The sequence below is a fragment of the Pseudomonas sp. B34(2017) genome (assembly GCF_002112915.1).
Lineage (GTDB): Bacteria > Pseudomonadota > Gammaproteobacteria > Pseudomonadales > Pseudomonadaceae > Aquipseudomonas > Aquipseudomonas pharyngis.
In genome coordinates this window covers 73,990-90,135 of sequence record NZ_NEJA01000008.1, presented here as the reverse complement: position 1 = coordinate 90,135, position 16,146 = coordinate 73,990, and the positions used below count along the sequence as shown (strand labels likewise).

Here is a 16,146-nt window from a genome sequence, read left to right as displayed (position 1 = left end):
GCTCGGCGAGCTTACGTTCAGAGCCAAACGAAGCCAGTGGGCCGGTATTAGTTCCAGCCGCGCAGTTTGGAGTTTAGGCACGTTCCGAGGGTTCCGTGAGTTTTTGCACAATATTTGGAATAAACCCCGGTTTCACGAGGCGGCGCCGCGTGCAGGGCGGTTGTCTATGCTTTGTCGTGTGGCGCGCCTTGCCAGTGGGGCTCGGGCAGCGCCAGAATGCCGCTATCTGCCCCGCCTGATTGTTAAGGAAGCCCGATGCCTGATCCTGTTGCTGCCAGCTTGCGTCTAGCGCCCGAAGCGCTGACCCGTCCGTTTTCCGCTGAACAGTTCAGCTTCACTACCACCAATGATCTGGAGCCCTTTCGCGGTGTGCTCGGCCAGGAACGTGCGGTCGAAGCCTTGCAGTTCGGTGTGGCCATGCCACGCCCCGGTTACAACGTATTTGTCATGGGCGAGCCCGGCACCGGCCGTTTCTCGTTCGTCAAACGCTACCTGAAGGCCGAAGGCAAACGCCTGCAGACCCCGGCGGACTGGGTCTACGTCAACAATTTCGATGAGCCGCGCGAACCCCGCGCTTTGGAGCTGCCATCGGGCAGCGCCGCTGCTTTCATCGGCGACATCAACGGCCTCATCGACAACCTGCTGGCGACCTTTCCTGCGGTGTTCGAGCACCCGTCCTACCAGCAGAAAAAAAGCGCCATCGACCGCGCCTTCAACCAGCGCTACGACAAGGCGCTGGACGTCATCGAACGTCTGGCCCTTGAAAAAGACGTCGCCCTGTACCGCGACAGCAGCAACATCGCCTTCACCCCGATGCTTGAAGGCAAGGCGCTGGACGAAGCCGAGTTCGCCCAGTTGCCGGAGGCCGAACGCGAGCGTTTTCATGACGACATCTCCGGCCTCGAAGAGCGCCTGAACGAAGAGCTCGCCAGCCTGCCGCAATGGAAGCGCGAGTCGAGCAACCAGCTGCGTCAGCTCAACGAAGAAACCATCACCCTGGCCTTGCAGCCCTTGCTCGCACCGCTGTCGGAAAAGTACGCGGAAAATGCGGCCGTCTGCGGTTACCTGCAAGCGATGCAGGTCTATCTGCTGAAAACCGTGGTCGAGCAACTGGTCGATGACAGCAAGACCGACGCCGTCGCGCGCAAACTGCTGGAAGAGCAATATGCGCCGAGCCTGGTGGTCGGCCATCCGGCCAGCGGCGGTGCGCCGGTGGTGTTCGAACCGCATCCGACCTACGAAAACCTGTTCGGCCGCATCGAGTACACCACCGATCAGGGCGCGCTCTACACCACCTATCGCCAGTTGCGTCCGGGTGCGTTGCACCGCGCCAACGGTGGTTTCCTGATTCTTGAAGCGGAAAAAATGCTCGGCGAGCCGTTCGTATGGGATGCGCTCAAGCGCGCTCTGCAATCGCGCAAGCTGAAGATGGAATCGCCGCTGGGCGAGATGGGCCGTTTCGCCACCGTGACGCTCAACCCGCAGCACATTCCGTTGCAGGTCAAAGTGATCATCATCGGCGCGCGTCAGTTGTATTACACGCTGCAGGACCTTGATCCGGACTTCCAGGAGATGTTCCGTGTTCTGGTGGACTTCGACGAAGACATCCCGATGGTCGACGAAAGCCTGGAACAGTTCGCCCAGTTGCTGAAGACCCGCACTTCGGAAGAAGGCATGGCGCCATTGACCGCCGACGCGGTGGCGCGTCTGGCGACTTACAGTGCGCGTCTGGCCGAACACCAGGGGCGTTTGTCGGCGCGGATCGGCGATCTGTTCCAGTTGGTCAGCGAGGCGGATTTCATCCGGCATCTGGCCAACGATGAAATGACCGACGCCGGCCACATCGAGCGTGCCCTGAAGGCCAAGGCCACCCGCACCGGCCGGGTGTCGGCGCGGATTCTCGACGACATGCTGGCGGGGATCATCCTGATCGACACCGACGGCGCCGCAGTCGGAAAGTGCAACGGCCTGACCGTGCTCGAAGTCGGCGACTCGGCGTTCGGCGTGCCGGCGCGAATTTCCGCCACGGTGTACCCGGGCGGCAGCGGCATCGTCGACATCGAGCGCGAGGTCAATCTCGGTCAGCCAATCCACTCCAAGGGCGTGATGATCCTCACCGGGTATCTGGGCAGCCGTTACGCCCAGGAATTCCCGCTGGCGATTTCCGCGAGCATCGCGCTGGAGCAATCCTACGGCTACGTCGATGGCGACAGTGCGTCGCTGGGCGAGGCGTGCACGCTGATTTCGGCGTTGTCGAAAACCCCGCTCAAGCAGTGCTTCGCGATTACCGGTTCGATCAACCAGTTCGGCGAAGTGCAGGCGGTGGGCGGGGTCAACGAGAAGATCGAAGGCTTCTTCCGTCTCTGCGAAGCGCGCGGGCTGACGGGCGAGCAGGGCGCGATCATTCCCCAGGCCAACGTCGCAACGTTGATGCTCGATGAGAAAGTACTGGCGGCGGTGCGTGCCGGGCAGTTCCACGTTTACGCGGTGCGTCAGGCCGACGAAGCGTTGAGCCTGCTGGTGGGCGAGCCGGCCGGTGAGCCGAACGAAGAGGGCGAATTCCCGGAAGGCAGCGTTAACGCGCGGGTAGTGGAGCGTCTGCGGGTGATTGCCGAGATGATCAGCGAAGAGGATCTGAAAGAAGCCGAGAAGGAACTGGCGCAGGAAGCGCTGGCGGAGGCCAAACCGGCGTAAGCCAGGCAGCCTTCAAAAAACGGGAGCCTAGTGTTCCCGTTTTTGTTTTGTCGCGAACGTCGGCAAAAGTGCCATCACTCTGGCGTCAATATTCACACAATGACCATTCGGCGCCTTCTGGTTCTGTGCGGCTTGCGCGGCGGACTTTTCTTCTATTCTCTGCTCAAGGACATCGACAGTATCACTGGATCGAAACAGCTCTTCAGCAAGGGCTGAACACCGGCTTTACCGAGGGTCGCCGCCATGTCGCGCAACCTCTGCCTCACCCGTCAGTGCCTGGGTCTCGTGACCCGTATCGAATGCGCCATCAAGCCGTTGGCGGGCGATAACGGCATGTGGACGTTGCTCTTCGCCGCCGGCATGGCCGGTGAACAACCTTCCGCCATCAAGGCCCAGGGCCCGTTCCACGGACCGATCGCCGCCGAGTCGATTCTCGACACCATCGTTGAAAGCCTGACGATGCACGGCTATGAGCTGGCCAATGATCCACAGATCTGGTCGTTGCATCTGCAGGCGCAGTTGCGGCAGATCAACGGTGGACGCGGACGCAGCATCGGCACCTTCGACCATTAGCGCCGATCATCAGCGCCGATCAGGGCGCAGCGCCCTGGGTCTGCGGCTTGTCGAGTTTGACCTCAAAGCCGTATTGCACGGTGGCGAGGTCGGTTCGCTGGTAGGTTTCAACGTGCGTCGGACGGCCGTAGAAATAATGCACGCCGAATAACGCCGGCCCTTCCGTGCTCGCGTCGTGGCTGACCGACAGAATCCGCTTCAGATAATGACCGCTGTCGTCCTTGACGAAGAATCGCCATTCGTTGGCGGGGAATCGCTTCAAATCCACCACCAACGCGTTGTTCCTGATTTCCAGACCTTTAGGCAGGGCCTTGGCTTCATAAGCCTGTTTGTCCACCGTGGCCAGGAACAACGGCATCGAGCCGACGGCAATCGCCGGGGTTTCCGGGAACAGGTTCAGGTCATAAGTGATGGTCGCCTGCAGCGGGTCGACCTGATACGCCTCGGGCGGCAGTTCGATCGGCTCGTCGAGTTTGCCATTGTGTTTTTCAGTGAAGAACGTCACCGGGCTTTCGCCGGGGCTGAAGTCGTCGCCGAGCATTTCATCGTTGAAGGTTTTGCGGTGGTCGAACTCGATCCGCGCGGCGCTCGGCTCTTCAACAGACTGGCGGATATGGACGCCGCTTTTCAGCTGTTCTTCAGTCAGGGACGCGCCTTTGAGCCATTCGGGCGCCTGATCGTCGTAGACAGTGATCGGCAGGTCGAGCGGCTGCACGGTTTTTTCCGTGGTGTGCGGATCGAATTCGCGCACGGGCAAGTCCAGCGCCTTGCGGGTGACGGTTGCTTCGGAAAAATCCAGCAGGCTGACTTCGAGGGTGTCGATCGGGCCGTTGAAGTACACCTTGTTGTAGTGGCGCGGATGCTGTTGTTCAAAGGCCTGTTGTTCATCGTCCAGCTTTTTTTCCAGGACGTCGCTCCAGGCTTTTTGCTGTTGCAGGTAGGCCAGCTGCTTTTGATAGAACGCCACCTGCTCGGGGTTTTCATTGATGGCGCCGGCGCGCACCAGAAACTGGCCCGTCGAGTCGCGGGCCTGGACGATCAACGGATTGAGCCGGGTATTGGCGACTTCCGGGGCGAGCGGCAGTTGGTTGCTGAACTCGAGTTCGGCGTAGTGTGTGTCCAGTTTCAGCAAGGTCACGCTGAGGTTGCCATCGGAGCGGGTCTGGCCGACGTCCTTTTTATCCAGATTGAAACTGTGCAGGCGTTTCGGGGCGATGACTTCCACCTGTCCTTGCAGGCTGACCGGGCGCGGCAGGTTCTTCTTGTCGACATTCAACCCTTCGATGAACGGGTAGGTGACGGTCAGGTCGTCGGGGTTGGTGACGTTGGAGCTGGACGGACTCAACTGAATACCCGGATCGGTTTCCGACCATTCCGGCTGATAGGCGATCACCCGTTTGTTGCTCAGGGTCACCGAGTGCCACTCCACGCCATGGGGGAACAGAAAGCCGCCGGGGATGTTGAGATTGAAGGGGAACACCGGTTGCAGATCGGTGAGGTAATCGGAACTGGAATCCTTGTGCAGCACGAACAGGCCATTGATGAAGGTATCGACCAGCGTCTGTGGCGTGGGGTAGTGCCTGAGCACGCCGAGGGCGTCTTCGCCGTATTCGGTAATGGACGGTTTGTTGTCGAGCTTCTGTTGCGCGCGCTCGAGCAACAGCAGCGAACCGCCGAGTTCGGTCACGGCGTCCTTGAGTTTGGGGTCGGTGATGGCGTCCAGCGACTGCTCGAACTGCGCAGTCTTTTCTTCAAGACTGACGGCAGGCTTTTCATCGCCGGGCGAACACCCGCCAAGCAACAGGGCAAAGCAAATTCCGGCAGTCGTTATCGGCAATCGCACATCCATTTCCCGTCTTCCTGTGCACTGTCGCTGGGCTGTCAATGGTTTGGACACTAGCAGAAAAACTTTGACACACACACGCAGGTGGCGGATTTCCGGGCGGTTTCTGGCTGTCATGGGCGGCTGGTATACTCGCCGCCGATTTCAACCCTTCTTGTGTGAGAGTCAATGGAACGCTTTATCGAAAATGCAATGTACGCCACGCGCTGGCTGCTGGCGCCGATCTACATCGGGCTGTCCCTCGGGCTGCTGGCGCTGGCATTGAAATTCTTCCAGGAAGTGTTTCATGTCATTCCCAACGTTTTCTCCATGGCCGAGTCCGAGCTGATTCTGGTGCTGCTGTCGCTGATCGACATGGCGCTGGTCGGCGGCTTGCTGGTGATGGTGATGATTTCCGGCTACGAGAACTTCGTCTCCGAGCTGAACATCGATGAAGGCAAGGAAAAGCTCAGCTGGCTGGGCACCATGGACTCCTCGTCGCTGAAGATGAAAGTGGCGGCGTCGATCGTTGCAATCTCTTCGATCCATCTGCTGCGGATTTTCATGGATGCCAAGAACGTCGATCCCGAGCACCTGATGTGGTACGTGATCATCCACATGACCTTCGTGATCTCGGCGTTTGCCATGGGTTATCTGGACAAGCTCACCAAGCACTGATGAGCTGACGATTGCTGTAACAAAACCGCCCGTCTGTTGCGAAACAGACGGGCGGTGTCGTTTGTGGCTTGTACTTTGATCCGCCGAGGCATATCCCTGTAGGTCTCAAGGCTCGTCACCGCGTGAGGTGCGTTCATGAACCTGCAAGAGTTGAATGCGTTTGCCGTCGCCAGAAAGGTCGACGAACTGAACCTGATCTCCATGGAAGGCGGGATCTATCTGCTTGAAGCCCGGATGCATGGCGCAGCGTACCCGCTGAGCGACCCGCAAGGGAAAATGCTGACGCTGCGTTCGGTCGAGCATGCCCGGGATCTACTGCATAACTTTCCGGTGCTGCCGTTCAACCTGGTACACACCTCGGTGCACGATGAAATGTGCGGTCTTGGCGCCAGTGCCGAAGAGAGCCTGAAGGTGCCGCTGGCCTGGCGATCCGCGCTGTAGGCGCTGGGGCCTGATCACTGCCGGAACATCTGTGCTAGTCTGCTCGCCCTTTTGGTTCCGGGCGCGCCGGGACGCGCTGTGTACGCACGGCAGGTCCTGAGGCCGTCCGCACAGCGGAGCAGTGTCATGTCCGAAGTAAATCTGTCCACCGACGAAACCCGCGTCAGCTACGGTATCGGCCGTCAGCTGGGTGACCAGCTGCGCGACAACCCGCCACCGGGTGTCAGCCTGGACGCCATCCTGGCCGGCCTGACCGACGCATTCGCCGGTAAGGAAAGCCGTGTAAGCCAGGAAGCCATGTCCGCCAGCTTCAAGGTGATCCGCGAGATCATGCAAGCCGAAGCCGCTGCCAAAGCTGAAGCCGCTGCTGGCGAAGGCCTGGCATTCCTGGCTGAAAACGCCAAGAAAGAAGGCATCACCACCCTGGCCTCCGGCCTGCAGTTCGAAGTACTGACTCAAGGTGAAGGCGCCAAGCCATCCCGTGAAGACACCGTGCGTACTCACTACCACGGCACGCTGATCGACGGCACTGTGTTCGACAGCTCCTACGAGCGTGGCCAGCCGGCTGAATTCCCGGTTGGCGGCGTTATCGCTGGCTGGACCGAAGCCCTGCAACTGATGAATGCCGGCAGCAAATGGCGTCTGTACGTGCCGAGCGAACTGGCTTACGGCGCTCAAGGCGTTGGCAGCATCCCGCCGCACAGCGTTCTGGTGTTCGACGTCGAGCTGCTCGACGTTCTGTAATCCCGTTACCCTGCACAAGCGTGGCTTGTGCAGGGTTTCTCCGCCGTTCTCATACTTCGATCTTGTTGTGCAGTTCACTGGTCGGGCGCAAGGCCCGGGCATAGCAGAACAGGAACAGATTGCGCACCAGCTCCTTGAGCACCAATGGCTCGCTGGAACTCAGGCCGCTGACATCCAGATCCCCTTGATCCTGCAGTTCATGCAGGGCTTCTTCTTCCAGTACGGCACAGACTTCACCGGTTTCCCGATGCAGGATCCTGAGGTACGGATGCGGGCGATCCAGCCAGGCGTCGATCAAATAAGTCATGGGTCTCATCTCCATTGAAAGGTTTCAATGAGAATAATTCTTATTCGTCAAATAGCAAGCGCCTATTGGCGGTTTGTGATTTTTTGCGGGTAAAGATTGCGTAAGGTCAAAACGGCTGGCGTTTGGCTATTGCGTGGATTGACTGGGGATTGCGGGGGAGGGCGAAGCTCCATCCCACGGCGGGCGCGGGATGGAAGACAGCAGACTCAGACTTTTCTGACGAACTCGGATTTGAGTTTCATCGGGCCGATGCCGTCGATCTTGCAGTCGATGTCATGATCACCATCGCACAGGCGGATGTTCTTGACCTTGGTGCCGACCTTGACCACCAGCGAGGTGCCCTTGACCTTCAGGTCCTTGATCACGGTAATGGTGTCGCCGTCCTGCAGGACGTTACCGACCGAATCTTTCTTCACGGCATCATCGGACGCCACTTCGGCTTCACCGCCGGCAGACCATTCGTGGGCGCACTCCGGGCACACCAGTTGGGTGCCGTCTTCGTAGGTGTATTCGGAATTGCATTTCGGGCAGGGTGGCAACGTGCTCACTAAGGCTCCTTGGAAAGGGGATCGCTAAAAGTCGCACATTGTATAGGGTTTTAGCCGCCGATGGCAGGCAACAAAAAACCGCAGGCTCCGACGGGGGCTGCGGTTTTTTGATGATGCGGCGTTGATCAGTGCGTGCGGGCGACCGCGAACTCGCTCAGCTCGACCAGCGCATCGCGGTATTCGCTGGCCGGCAGCGCGTCGAGGCACTTGATCGCACGGGCCACGTAATCACGGGCCAGTTGCGCTGTGTATTCCAGCGAACCGGAGGCTTCCACGGCGATGCGGATGCTTTCCAGGTCTTCGATCCCGCCTTTCTGGATCGCCTGGCGTACCAGTGCGGCTTGCTCTGGCGTGCCTTCGCGCATGGTGTAGATCAGCGGCAGGGTCGGCTTGCCTTCGGCCAGATCGTCACCGACGTTCTTGCCCAGGGTTTCGGCGTCGCCCTTGTAGTCGAGCAGGTCGTCGACCAGTTGGAACGCCACGCCCAGGTGATCGCCGAAAGTGCGCAGGGCTTCGCTCTGCTCGGCAGTGGCACCGGCCAGCGCCGCGGCACTGTGGGTCGAAGCCTCGAACAGCATCGCGGTCTTGCCGCGGATGACTTCCATGTAGGTTTCTTCGGTGGTGCTGGCGTCGCGGACCTTGGACAGTTGCAGCACTTCGCCTTCGGCGATGATGCGCGTGGCCTGGGACAGGATCTTCATCACCGGCATCGAGCCCAGTTCGACCATCATCTCGAACGAGCGCGAGTACAGAAAGTCGCCCACCAGTACGCTCGGGGCGTTGCCCCACATGGCGTTGGCGGTGGAGCGGCCACGGCGCATGCCGGACATGTCGACCACGTCGTCATGCAGCAGGGTGGCGGTGTGCAGGAATTCGATGGTGGCGGCCAGCAGGCGCATGTCGTCGCCTTCGCGACCCAGGGCCTTGCCACACAGCAGCACCAATAAAGGACGCAGGCGTTTGCCACCGGCCGACGTGATGTAATCGCCGATTTTCGATACCAGCGGCACTCGGGAAGTCAGCTGCTTCTTGATGATGCCGTCGACGGCGCTAAAATCGTCCGCCACCGCGCGGTAGAAAGCTTGGGGTTGCATCAGCGACAGGTGCTCCAGAAGGGTTGCGCGGCATGCTAGGACCCACGTCCGGGCCTGTCAAGGCGCGATGGACGGCCCCTTGCATGACTTCGAAGGCTTGCGTACAATCGCGCACCCTGAACTTCCTGGGCAGCACCTGCCTTACGCAATTGCACTTGGGCCGTTCCAGCCCCATGCAGCCATGCCAGCCAATACCTCTTCTTATAAAGAGCTGGGTGAGCAGGATTATCGGAGAAATACCATGTACGCAGTAATCGTTACCGGCGGTAAGCAATACAAGGTCGCTGAAGGTGAATACCTGAAGATCGAAAAACTGGAAGTCGCCACTGGCGAATCCGTGACTTTTGACCGCGTTCTGTTGGTCGCCAACGGCGACGACGTGAACATCGGCGCACCTGTTGTTGCTGGCGCAACCGTCAAGGCTGAAGTGATCTCCCAAGGTCGTCACGATAAAGTCCGCATCATCAAGTTCCGTCGCCGTAAGCACCACATGAAGCGTATGGGCCACCGCCAGTGGTTCACCGAGATCAAAATCACCGGTATTCAGGCTTAATTACAGCCTAATTCCTCACTAGGAGAATTGAACTCATGGCACACAAAAAAGCTGGTGGTAGTACCCGTAACGGTCGCGACTCAGAAGCCAAACGCCTTGGCGTGAAGATGTATGGCGGCCAGGTCATCAAGGCCGGCAACATCATCGTGCGTCAGCGCGGCACCCAATTCCACGCTGGCTACGGCGTTGGCATGGGTAAGGATCACACCCTCTTCGCGAAAATCGAAGGCGTGATCAAGTTTGAAGTAAAAGGCGCCTTCGGTCGTCGTTACGTGAGCGTTGTCGCAGCCTAACTGCGAGAGTGCTGGAGAAGCCCTGTCTTGCGACGGGGCTTTTTCGTTTGTGGGGTGAGTCTCTTGCAAAGCTGTTTGTATGGGCTGCCGGCGTGCGATGCAGGTCGTGGATTGGGGTCGCTGCGCTCATTTTTGCAAGAGTCTTATGTCTTGATTGTTTTTCGGCTCGTCCGTGCGGCGAGAGGCGTTGGTTATGAAGTTTGTTGATGAAGTATCGATCCGCGTAAAGGCTGGCGACGGCGGCAATGGCTGCATGAGTTTCCGTCGGGAAAAATTCATTGAAAACGGCGGCCCGAACGGTGGTGATGGCGGTGACGGCGGTTCCATCTACATGATGGCCGACGAAAACCTGAACACCCTGGTGGACTACCGTTACACCCGGCACTTCGATGCCGAGCGTGGCTCCAACGGCGGCAGCACCGACTGCACCGGCAAAAAGGGTGAAGACCTGATCCTGCGCGTGCCGGTCGGCACCACCGTGATTGACTCCGCCACCCAGGAAGTCATCGGCGACCTGACCAAGGCCGGTCAGAAACTGATGGTGGTGCAGGGCGGCTGGCACGGTCTGGGCAACACCCGTTTCAAATCCAGTACCAACCGTGCGCCGCGCCAGACCACGCCGGGCAAGCCGGGCGAGCAGCGCGACCTGAAGCTGGAAATGAAAGTGCTGGCCGACGTCGGTCTGCTGGGTCTGCCGAACGCCGGTAAAAGTACCTTTATCCGCTCGGTGTCGGCTGCCAAGCCGAAAGTTGCCGATTACCCGTTTACCACTCTGGTGCCGAACCTGGGTGTGGTCAGCGTTGATCGCTGGAAAAGCTTCGTCATCGCCGACATTCCGGGTCTGATCGAAGGCGCTTCCGACGGTGCCGGTCTGGGTATTCGTTTCCTCAAGCACCTGGCGCGTACCCGTCTGTTGCTGCACCTTGTCGACATGGCGCCACTGGATGAAAGCAGCGCTCCGGACGCCGCTGAAGTGATCGTCAACGAGCTGATCAAGTTCAGCCCGTCGCTGGCCGAGCGTGACCGCTGGCTGGTGCTGAACAAGTGCGACCAGATCCTCGAAGAAGAGCACGAAGCGCGGGTCAAGGAAATCGTCGATCGTCTGGAGTGGACCGGTCCGGTCTACGTGATCTCGGCCATCGCCAAAGAAGGCACCGAGCGCCTGACGCGCGACATCATGCGTTATCTGGAAGATCGAGCCGATCGACTGGCCAATGACCCGGCCTACAAGGAAGAGCTGGCCGATCTGGATCAGCGCATCGAAGACGAAGCCCGTGCGCAGTTGCAGGCGCTGGATGACAAGCGTGCCCTGCGTCGCAGTGGCGTGAAGTCGGTCCATGACATCGGCGACGATGACTGGGACGAAGAAGATGTGGATGACGAAGACGGTCCGGAAATCATTTACGTGCGTGACTGATTCGTTGCAGTAAACTTAAGCGCCGCTCAATCGAGCGGCGTTTTAGTATCTGGAAATCGATTGTTGGTCACGAAGAACCACGAATAACGTCACGGGCAGTGCCAGGTCGCGCTGCCCTCAAGCTAAGGTTGAAGATGATGCGGAGCAAGGTGACAGGTGCGCAGCGTTGGGTCGTGAAGATCGGCAGCGCTTTGCTGACAGCGGATGGCAAAGGGCTGGATCGCGCGGCAATGAGTGTCTGGGTCGAGCAGATGGTGGCTTTGCACGAGGCCGGCGTCGAGCTGGTGCTGGTGTCCTCCGGGGCAGTGGCGGCGGGCATGAGTCGCCTCGGCTGGACCGCGCGACCCAGTGCGATGCACGAGCTTCAGGCCGCCGCTGCAATCGGTCAGATGGGCTTGGTGCAGGCTTGGGAATCGAGCTTTGCCGAGCATGGCCGGCATACTGCGCAGATTCTCCTGACCCACGACGACCTGTCTGACCGCAAGCGCTACCTGAATGCCCGCAGCACCTTGCGTGCGTTGGTCGAGCTGAAAGTCATCCCGGTGATCAACGAGAACGACACCGTGGTTACCGACGAAATCCGCTTCGGTGACAACGACACGCTCGCGGCGCTGGTTGCCAATCTGGTCGAGGCCGATCTGCTGGTGATCCTGACGGATCGCGACGGTATGTTCGACGCCGATCCGCGCAATAACCCTGACGCCCAGCTGATTTACGAAGCGCGCGCCGATGATCCGACGCTGGATGCGGTGGCGGGCGGTACCGGTGGTGCGCTGGGGCGTGGCGGCATGCAGACCAAGCTGCGCGCGGCGCGGCTGGCGGCGCGTTCCGGGGCGCATACCATCATTGTCGGCGGGCGTCTGGAGCGCGTGCTCGATCGTCTGAAGGCGGGTGAGCGTATCGGTACGCTGCTGTCGCCTGAGCGCGGCATGCTCGCGGCGCGCAAGCAGTGGCTGGCCGGTCATCTGCAAACCCGTGGCACGCTGGTGCTGGATGATGGTGCGGTTTCCGCGTTGTCCCAAGGCAACAAAAGTTTGCTGCCGGTCGGCGTCAAGCTGGTTCAGGGCAGTTTCCGTCGTGGCGAAATGGTAGTTTGCGTGGCGCCGGACGGTCGTGAGATCGCCCGTGGTCTGGCCAACTACAGTGCACTGGAAGCACAAAAAATCATCGGTCAGTCGTCGGATGCGATTGTCGGTTTGCTGGGTTACATGGCTGAGCCGGAACTGGTTCACCGTGACAACCTGATTCTGGTGTAAGGAAAAACGCGATGCGTATGGCAAAAGGATTGTTGGGCTTGCTGGTGGCGTTGCCATTGCTGGCCTCGGCCGAGGAAATCGGCCAGGTGTCGACGGTGTTCAAGTTTGTCGGGCCGAACGACCGGATCGTGGTCGAGGCATTCGATGATCCGAAGGTTGAAGGTGTGACCTGCTACCTGTCGCGCGCCAAGACCGGTGGTGTGAAGGGTGGGTTGGGTCTGGCCGAGGATCGTGCCGAGGCGTCCATTGCTTGCCGCCAGGTCGGGCCGATCAACTTCAGGGGCGAGTTGAAGGATGGCGAAGAGGTGTTCAAGGAGCGCACCTCGCTGGTGTTCAAGACCATGCAGGTGGTGCGCTTCCTCGACAAGAAGCGCAATACGCTGGTCTATCTGGTCTACAGTGATCGTCTGATCGAGGGTAGCCCGCAGAATGCGGTGACGGCGATCCCGATTCTGCCGTGGGCGTCAGCTCATTAATCACGCGTAAAAAAGAGGAGCCGATTGGCTCCTCTTTTTTTTGGCCTTGATTTCAGCAAATCGCAGGTAATAAAAAACCGACCCTGAGGTCGGTTTTTTAATGACTACGTCGCTTAGGCAGCTTCTTTCAGTGCCTTGACGTGGCCATTCAGACGGCTCTTATGGCGAGCAGCCTTGTTCTTGTGGATGATGCCTTTATCGGCCATACGGTCGATAACTGGCACAGCCAGAACGTATGCAGCTTGAGCTTTTTCAGCGTCTTTTGCGTCGATGGCTTTAACTACATTCTTGATGTAGGTACGAACCATGGAACGCAGGCTGGCGTTGTGGCTGCGACGCTTCTCAGCCTGTTTTGCACGTTTTTTGGCGGAAGGTGAGTTGGCCACCGTCGAGCTCCTCGAAAGACTTTTTAGGAAATAGCAAACAAAATAGGCCGCGAATCATGCCGATGAGTTGAAGTCTTGTCAAGGGCGCTTGAAACGTTCCGCTAAGTGGTAGGCGTGGTGCGACGGGATATTTCTTTCCGGCGTGTGACCTGTAAACTCGCGAGCTTTGGCTCTGTGCTGTTGCGGCGCGGAGTATCGCACAAGTGGGCGCGTTATTCGCCTGCTGTTTATCGACAGGCACACATTCCTTCAATGAATCTGCTCAAATCGTTGGCCGCCGTCAGCTCTATCACGATGCTTTCCCGGATTCTCGGGTTTGTTCGCGACACGCTCATCGCCCGCACCTTCGGCGCCGGAATGGCGACCGACGCCTTCTTCATCGCCTTCAAACTGCCCAACCTGCTGCGCAGGATTTTCGCCGAGGGCGCATTTTCCCAGGCTTTTGTGCCGATCCTGGCCGAATATAAAAGCCAGAAGGGCGAAGAGGCGACCCGCACCTTTATTGCCTACGTTTCCGGTCTGCTGACGCTGGTGCTGGCGCTGGTCACCGCGCTGGGCATGATTGCCGCGCCCTGGGTGATCTGGGCCACGGCGCCGGGTTTCACCGATACCCCGGAAAAATTCCAGCTGACCTCCGACCTGTTGCGAGTGACCTTCCCTTATATATTGCTGATCTCCCTGTCTTCCCTGGCGGGGGCGATCCTCAATACCTGGAACCGTTTCTCGGTGCCGGCATTCGTGCCGACGCTGCTCAACGTCAGCATGATCGTGTTTTCGCTGTTCCTGACGCCGTATTTCGATCCGCCGGTCATGGCCCTCGGCTGGGCGGTGCTTGTCGGTGGTCTGGCGCAATTGCTTTATCAACTGCCGCACTTGAAAAAGATCGGCATGCTGGTGCTGCCGCGCCTGAATCTGCGCGATACCGGTGTCTGGCGGGTCATGAAGCAGATGTTGCCGGCGATCATCGGCGTCTCGGTCAGTCAGATTTCCCTGATCATCAACACTATTTTCGCCTCGTTCCTGGTCGCGGGCTCAGTGTCCTGGATGTACTACGCCGACCGTTTGATGGAGCTGCCATCCGGCGTGCTCGGTGTTGCATTGGGCACGATCCTGCTGCCGACATTGGCCAAGACCTATGCGAGCAAGGATCGCCACGAGTATTCGCGGATTCTCGACTGGGGTCTGCGCCTGTGCTTCGTGCTGGTGCTGCCATGCGCGCTGGCGCTGGGTATCCTGGCCGAGCCGTTGACGGTTTCGTTGTTCCAGTACGGCCAGTTCAGCGGGTTTGATGCGGAAATGACGCAGCGGGCATTGATTGCCTATTCTGTCGGTCTGCTCGGCATTATCGTGATCAAAGTGTTGGCGCCTGGCTTTTATGCGCAACAGAACATCCGGACACCGGTAAAAATCGCAATCTTCACCCTGGTGGTGACGCAGCTGTTCAACCTGGTGTTGATCGGTCCGCTGGCCCACGCCGGTCTGGCGTTGGCGATCAGCGCCGGTGCCTGCCTGAACGCCGGACTGCTGTTCTATCAACTGCGCAAGCAGCAGATGTATCAACCGCAGCCGGGCTGGCTGAAGTTCGGTTTCAAGCTGTTGGTCGCGGTGGCGGTGATGTCGGCCGTGCTGTTGATCGGCATGCATTTCATGCCCGCGTGGGATCAGGGCCACATGCTTGAGCGCTTCCTGCGCCTGGGCGCGTTGGTGATTGCTGGCGTGGTCGCCTATTTCGGCATGTTGCTGCTGCTCGGTTTCCGCCTGCGCGACTTCAATCGCAAGGCGTTGAGCTGAGGTTTCACCCCTGAAAGACGGGCGCGAGCCGGCAGTTTTGTCGGCTCGATCACTTTGGGTTACGGTGTTGCCTGTCGTCGGCCGTCGGGTGTGGTTATAATCGGCCACTTTATGAGCAAGAAGCGCGTTATGCAGCTGGTTCGAGGCCTCCACAATCTGCGCCCCCAGCATCGGGGCTGCGTCGCCACTATTGGCAACTTTGACGGTGTTCACCGTGGTCACCAGGCCATCCTGGCCCGACTGCGTGAGCGTGCGCTCGAGTTGGGCGTACCCAGCTGCGTGGTGATTTTCGAGCCGCAGCCACGGGAATTCTTTGCCCCGGAGACCGCGCCGGCGCGTCTGGCCCGGTTGCGCGACAAGCTGCAACTGCTGGCCGCCGAAGGCGTCGACCGGGTCTTGTGTCTGGCCTTCAACCAGCGCTTGAGCAAGCTCAGCGCCAGCGAGTTCGTCGATACCATCCTGGTTGATGGCCTCGGCGTGCAGCATCTGGAGGTCGGTGATGATTTCCGCTTCGGTTGCGACCGCCTCGGCGATTTCGATTTCCTGTTGCAGGCCGGGCAGGTCCACGGCTTTACCGTGGAAGCCGCGCAAACCGTCGAGCTGGACGGCATTCGTGTCAGCAGCACTCAGGTGCGCAACGCGTTGGCCGCCGCCGATTTTGCTTTGGCTGAGCGTCTGCTCGGCCGCCCGTACCGGATTGCCGGTCGCGTGCTGCATGGCCAGAAACTGGCCCGGCAGTTGGGTACGCCCACGGCGAACATTCAACTGAAACGCCGTCGCGTGCCGTTCACCGGGGTTTACCTGGTCGACGTCGACATCGACGGCAAGACCTGGCCCGGCGTCGCCAATATCGGCGTGCGGCCCACGGTCCAAGGTGATGGCAAGGCCCACCTTGAAGTCCATCTTTTAGATTTTGCCGGCGATCTGTATGACCGGCGTTTGACGGTGGTTTTCCACCAGAAGCTGCGTGAAGAGCAGCGTTTCGCCTCCCTGGAGGCATTGAAAACGGCGATCAGCGCGGATGTCGCCGCCGCCCGTGCACTAGCCGCACCTAGCGCCCATCGCTAATGAAG

The 16,146-nt window shown here is 59.6% G+C and carries 17 protein-coding genes; 12 read left to right on the top strand and 5 right to left on the bottom strand.

The features are described 5' to 3' along the window. Positions 1 to 255 precede the first annotated feature (255 nt). Together CAF80_RS24470 and CAF80_RS24465 are read left to right on the top strand one after the other, a co-directional pair. Positions 256 to 2,694: a Lon protease family protein gene (locus tag CAF80_RS24470; RefSeq protein WP_074691492.1), complete on the top strand. Its 2,439-nt coding sequence runs from the start codon at positions 256 to 258 to the stop codon at positions 2,692 to 2,694. Between the two features lie 243 nt (positions 2,695 to 2,937). Continuing rightward, positions 2,938 to 3,267, top strand: coding sequence for a hypothetical protein (locus tag CAF80_RS24465; protein WP_007950969.1), 330 nt, complete (start codon positions 2,938 to 2,940; stop codon positions 3,265 to 3,267). Between the two features lie 19 nt (positions 3,268 to 3,286). On the opposite strand, the gene CAF80_RS24460 is transcribed toward CAF80_RS24465, so the two are convergent. After that, positions 3,287 to 5,116, bottom strand: coding sequence for a hypothetical protein (locus CAF80_RS24460; protein WP_085668047.1), 1,830 nt, complete (start codon positions 5,114 to 5,116; stop codon positions 3,287 to 3,289). Positions 5,117 to 5,278: 162 nt separating this feature from the next. Between CAF80_RS24460 and CAF80_RS24455 the strand changes: the two genes are divergently transcribed. The 3 genes from CAF80_RS24455 (at position 5,279) to CAF80_RS24445 (ending at position 6,952) form a co-directional block, all read left to right on the top strand. Beyond that, complete coding sequence (locus CAF80_RS24455; RefSeq protein ID WP_007950967.1) at positions 5,279 to 5,767, top strand: TIGR00645 family protein; 489 nt, start codon at positions 5,279 to 5,281, stop codon at positions 5,765 to 5,767. Between the two features lie 135 nt (positions 5,768 to 5,902). Continuing rightward, positions 5,903 to 6,208, top strand: coding sequence for a DUF6482 family protein (locus CAF80_RS24450; RefSeq protein ID WP_085668046.1), 306 nt, complete (start codon positions 5,903 to 5,905; stop codon positions 6,206 to 6,208). Between the two features lie 126 nt (positions 6,209 to 6,334). Further along, positions 6,335 to 6,952, top strand: a complete 618-nt coding sequence (locus CAF80_RS24445; protein ID WP_007950965.1) for an FKBP-type peptidyl-prolyl cis-trans isomerase — start codon at positions 6,335 to 6,337, stop codon at positions 6,950 to 6,952. Positions 6,953 to 7,001: 49 nt separating this feature from the next. Here the strand turns inward: CAF80_RS24445 and CAF80_RS24440 are convergent, their stop codons facing one another. The 3 genes from CAF80_RS24440 to CAF80_RS24430 form a co-directional block, all read right to left on the bottom strand. After that, the gene (locus CAF80_RS24440) at positions 7,002 to 7,259 is read right to left on the bottom strand and encodes a hypothetical protein (protein WP_007950964.1); all 258 of its coding nucleotides are present in this window, start codon (positions 7,257 to 7,259) and stop codon (positions 7,002 to 7,004) included. 206 nt (positions 7,260 to 7,465) lie between these two features. After that, positions 7,466 to 7,807: a zinc ribbon domain-containing protein YjdM gene (locus CAF80_RS24435; RefSeq protein WP_007950963.1), complete on the bottom strand. Its 342-nt coding sequence runs from the start codon at positions 7,805 to 7,807 to the stop codon at positions 7,466 to 7,468. A 125-nt stretch (positions 7,808 to 7,932) separates the two neighbouring features. Further along, complete coding sequence (locus CAF80_RS24430) at positions 7,933 to 8,901, bottom strand: polyprenyl synthetase family protein (RefSeq protein WP_007950962.1); 969 nt, start codon at positions 8,899 to 8,901, stop codon at positions 7,933 to 7,935. A gap of 241 nt (positions 8,902 to 9,142) precedes the next feature. Here CAF80_RS24430 and rplU point away from each other — a divergent pair, with 241 nt between their 5' ends. From rplU to CAF80_RS24405, 5 genes are all read left to right on the top strand, one after another. Continuing rightward, positions 9,143 to 9,454, top strand: a complete 312-nt coding sequence (rplU, locus tag CAF80_RS24425) for a 50S ribosomal protein L21 (RefSeq protein WP_003228361.1) — start codon at positions 9,143 to 9,145, stop codon at positions 9,452 to 9,454. Between the two features lie 35 nt (positions 9,455 to 9,489). Then, positions 9,490 to 9,747 (top strand): 50S ribosomal protein L27, encoded by a 258-nt coding sequence (gene rpmA, locus CAF80_RS24420; protein ID WP_003228360.1) that lies wholly within the window; start codon positions 9,490 to 9,492, stop codon positions 9,745 to 9,747. Between the two features lie 193 nt (positions 9,748 to 9,940). Next, complete coding sequence (cgtA, locus tag CAF80_RS24415) at positions 9,941 to 11,164, top strand: Obg family GTPase CgtA (RefSeq protein WP_039771717.1); 1,224 nt, start codon at positions 9,941 to 9,943, stop codon at positions 11,162 to 11,164. Between the two features lie 137 nt (positions 11,165 to 11,301). Continuing rightward, positions 11,302 to 12,420, top strand: a complete 1,119-nt coding sequence (gene proB / locus CAF80_RS24410; RefSeq protein WP_039771715.1) for a glutamate 5-kinase — start codon at positions 11,302 to 11,304, stop codon at positions 12,418 to 12,420. A gap of 11 nt (positions 12,421 to 12,431) precedes the next feature. Next, positions 12,432 to 12,896, top strand: coding sequence for a CreA family protein (locus CAF80_RS24405; protein WP_085612612.1), 465 nt, complete (start codon positions 12,432 to 12,434; stop codon positions 12,894 to 12,896). A 113-nt stretch (positions 12,897 to 13,009) separates the two neighbouring features. Here CAF80_RS24405 and rpsT read toward each other — a convergent pair whose 3' ends face one another. Continuing rightward, complete coding sequence (rpsT, locus tag CAF80_RS24400; RefSeq protein WP_003228351.1) at positions 13,010 to 13,282, bottom strand: 30S ribosomal protein S20; 273 nt, start codon at positions 13,280 to 13,282, stop codon at positions 13,010 to 13,012. Positions 13,283 to 13,534: 252 nt separating this feature from the next. Here rpsT and murJ point away from each other — a divergent pair, with 252 nt between their 5' ends. Together murJ and ribF are read left to right on the top strand one after the other, a co-directional pair. Beyond that, the gene (gene murJ, locus CAF80_RS24390) at positions 13,535 to 15,073 is read left to right on the top strand and encodes a murein biosynthesis integral membrane protein MurJ (RefSeq protein WP_085668045.1); all 1,539 of its coding nucleotides are present in this window, start codon (positions 13,535 to 13,537) and stop codon (positions 15,071 to 15,073) included. A 129-nt stretch (positions 15,074 to 15,202) separates the two neighbouring features. After that, positions 15,203 to 16,141, top strand: a complete 939-nt coding sequence (gene ribF / locus CAF80_RS24385) for a bifunctional riboflavin kinase/FAD synthetase (RefSeq protein WP_007959537.1) — start codon at positions 15,203 to 15,205, stop codon at positions 16,139 to 16,141. The last annotated feature ends 5 nt before the right edge of the window (positions 16,142 to 16,146 follow it).

Bases quoted from the DNA above. Each gene is read 5' to 3' on its own strand.
- CAF80_RS24405 (WP_085612612.1), top strand. From the start codon at position 12,432: ATGCGTATGGCAAAAGGATTGTTGGGCTTGCTGGTGGCGTTGCCATTG.
- ribF (WP_007959537.1), top strand. From the start codon at position 15,203: ATGCAGCTGGTTCGAGGCCTCCACAATCTGCGCCCCCAGCATCGGGGC.
- cgtA (WP_039771717.1), top strand. From the start codon at position 9,941: ATGAAGTTTGTTGATGAAGTATCGATCCGCGTAAAGGCTGGCGACGGC.
- rplU (WP_003228361.1), top strand. From the start codon at position 9,143: ATGTACGCAGTAATCGTTACCGGCGGTAAGCAATACAAGGTCGCTGAA.
- CAF80_RS24440 (WP_007950964.1), bottom strand. From the start codon at position 7,259: ATGACTTATTTGATCGACGCCTGGCTGGATCGCCCGCATCCGTACCTC.
- proB (WP_039771715.1), top strand. From the start codon at position 11,302: ATGCGGAGCAAGGTGACAGGTGCGCAGCGTTGGGTCGTGAAGATCGGC.
- CAF80_RS24470 (WP_074691492.1), top strand. From the start codon at position 256: ATGCCTGATCCTGTTGCTGCCAGCTTGCGTCTAGCGCCCGAAGCGCTG.
- CAF80_RS24430 (WP_007950962.1), bottom strand. From the start codon at position 8,901: ATGCAACCCCAAGCTTTCTACCGCGCGGTGGCGGACGATTTTAGCGCC.
- CAF80_RS24450 (WP_085668046.1), top strand. From the start codon at position 5,903: ATGAACCTGCAAGAGTTGAATGCGTTTGCCGTCGCCAGAAAGGTCGAC.
- CAF80_RS24460 (WP_085668047.1), bottom strand. From the start codon at position 5,116: ATGGATGTGCGATTGCCGATAACGACTGCCGGAATTTGCTTTGCCCTG.
- murJ (WP_085668045.1), top strand. From the start codon at position 13,535: ATGAATCTGCTCAAATCGTTGGCCGCCGTCAGCTCTATCACGATGCTT.
- CAF80_RS24455 (WP_007950967.1), top strand. From the start codon at position 5,279: ATGGAACGCTTTATCGAAAATGCAATGTACGCCACGCGCTGGCTGCTG.
- CAF80_RS24445 (WP_007950965.1), top strand. From the start codon at position 6,335: ATGTCCGAAGTAAATCTGTCCACCGACGAAACCCGCGTCAGCTACGGT.
- rpmA (WP_003228360.1), top strand. From the start codon at position 9,490: ATGGCACACAAAAAAGCTGGTGGTAGTACCCGTAACGGTCGCGACTCA.
- CAF80_RS24465 (WP_007950969.1), top strand. From the start codon at position 2,938: ATGTCGCGCAACCTCTGCCTCACCCGTCAGTGCCTGGGTCTCGTGACC.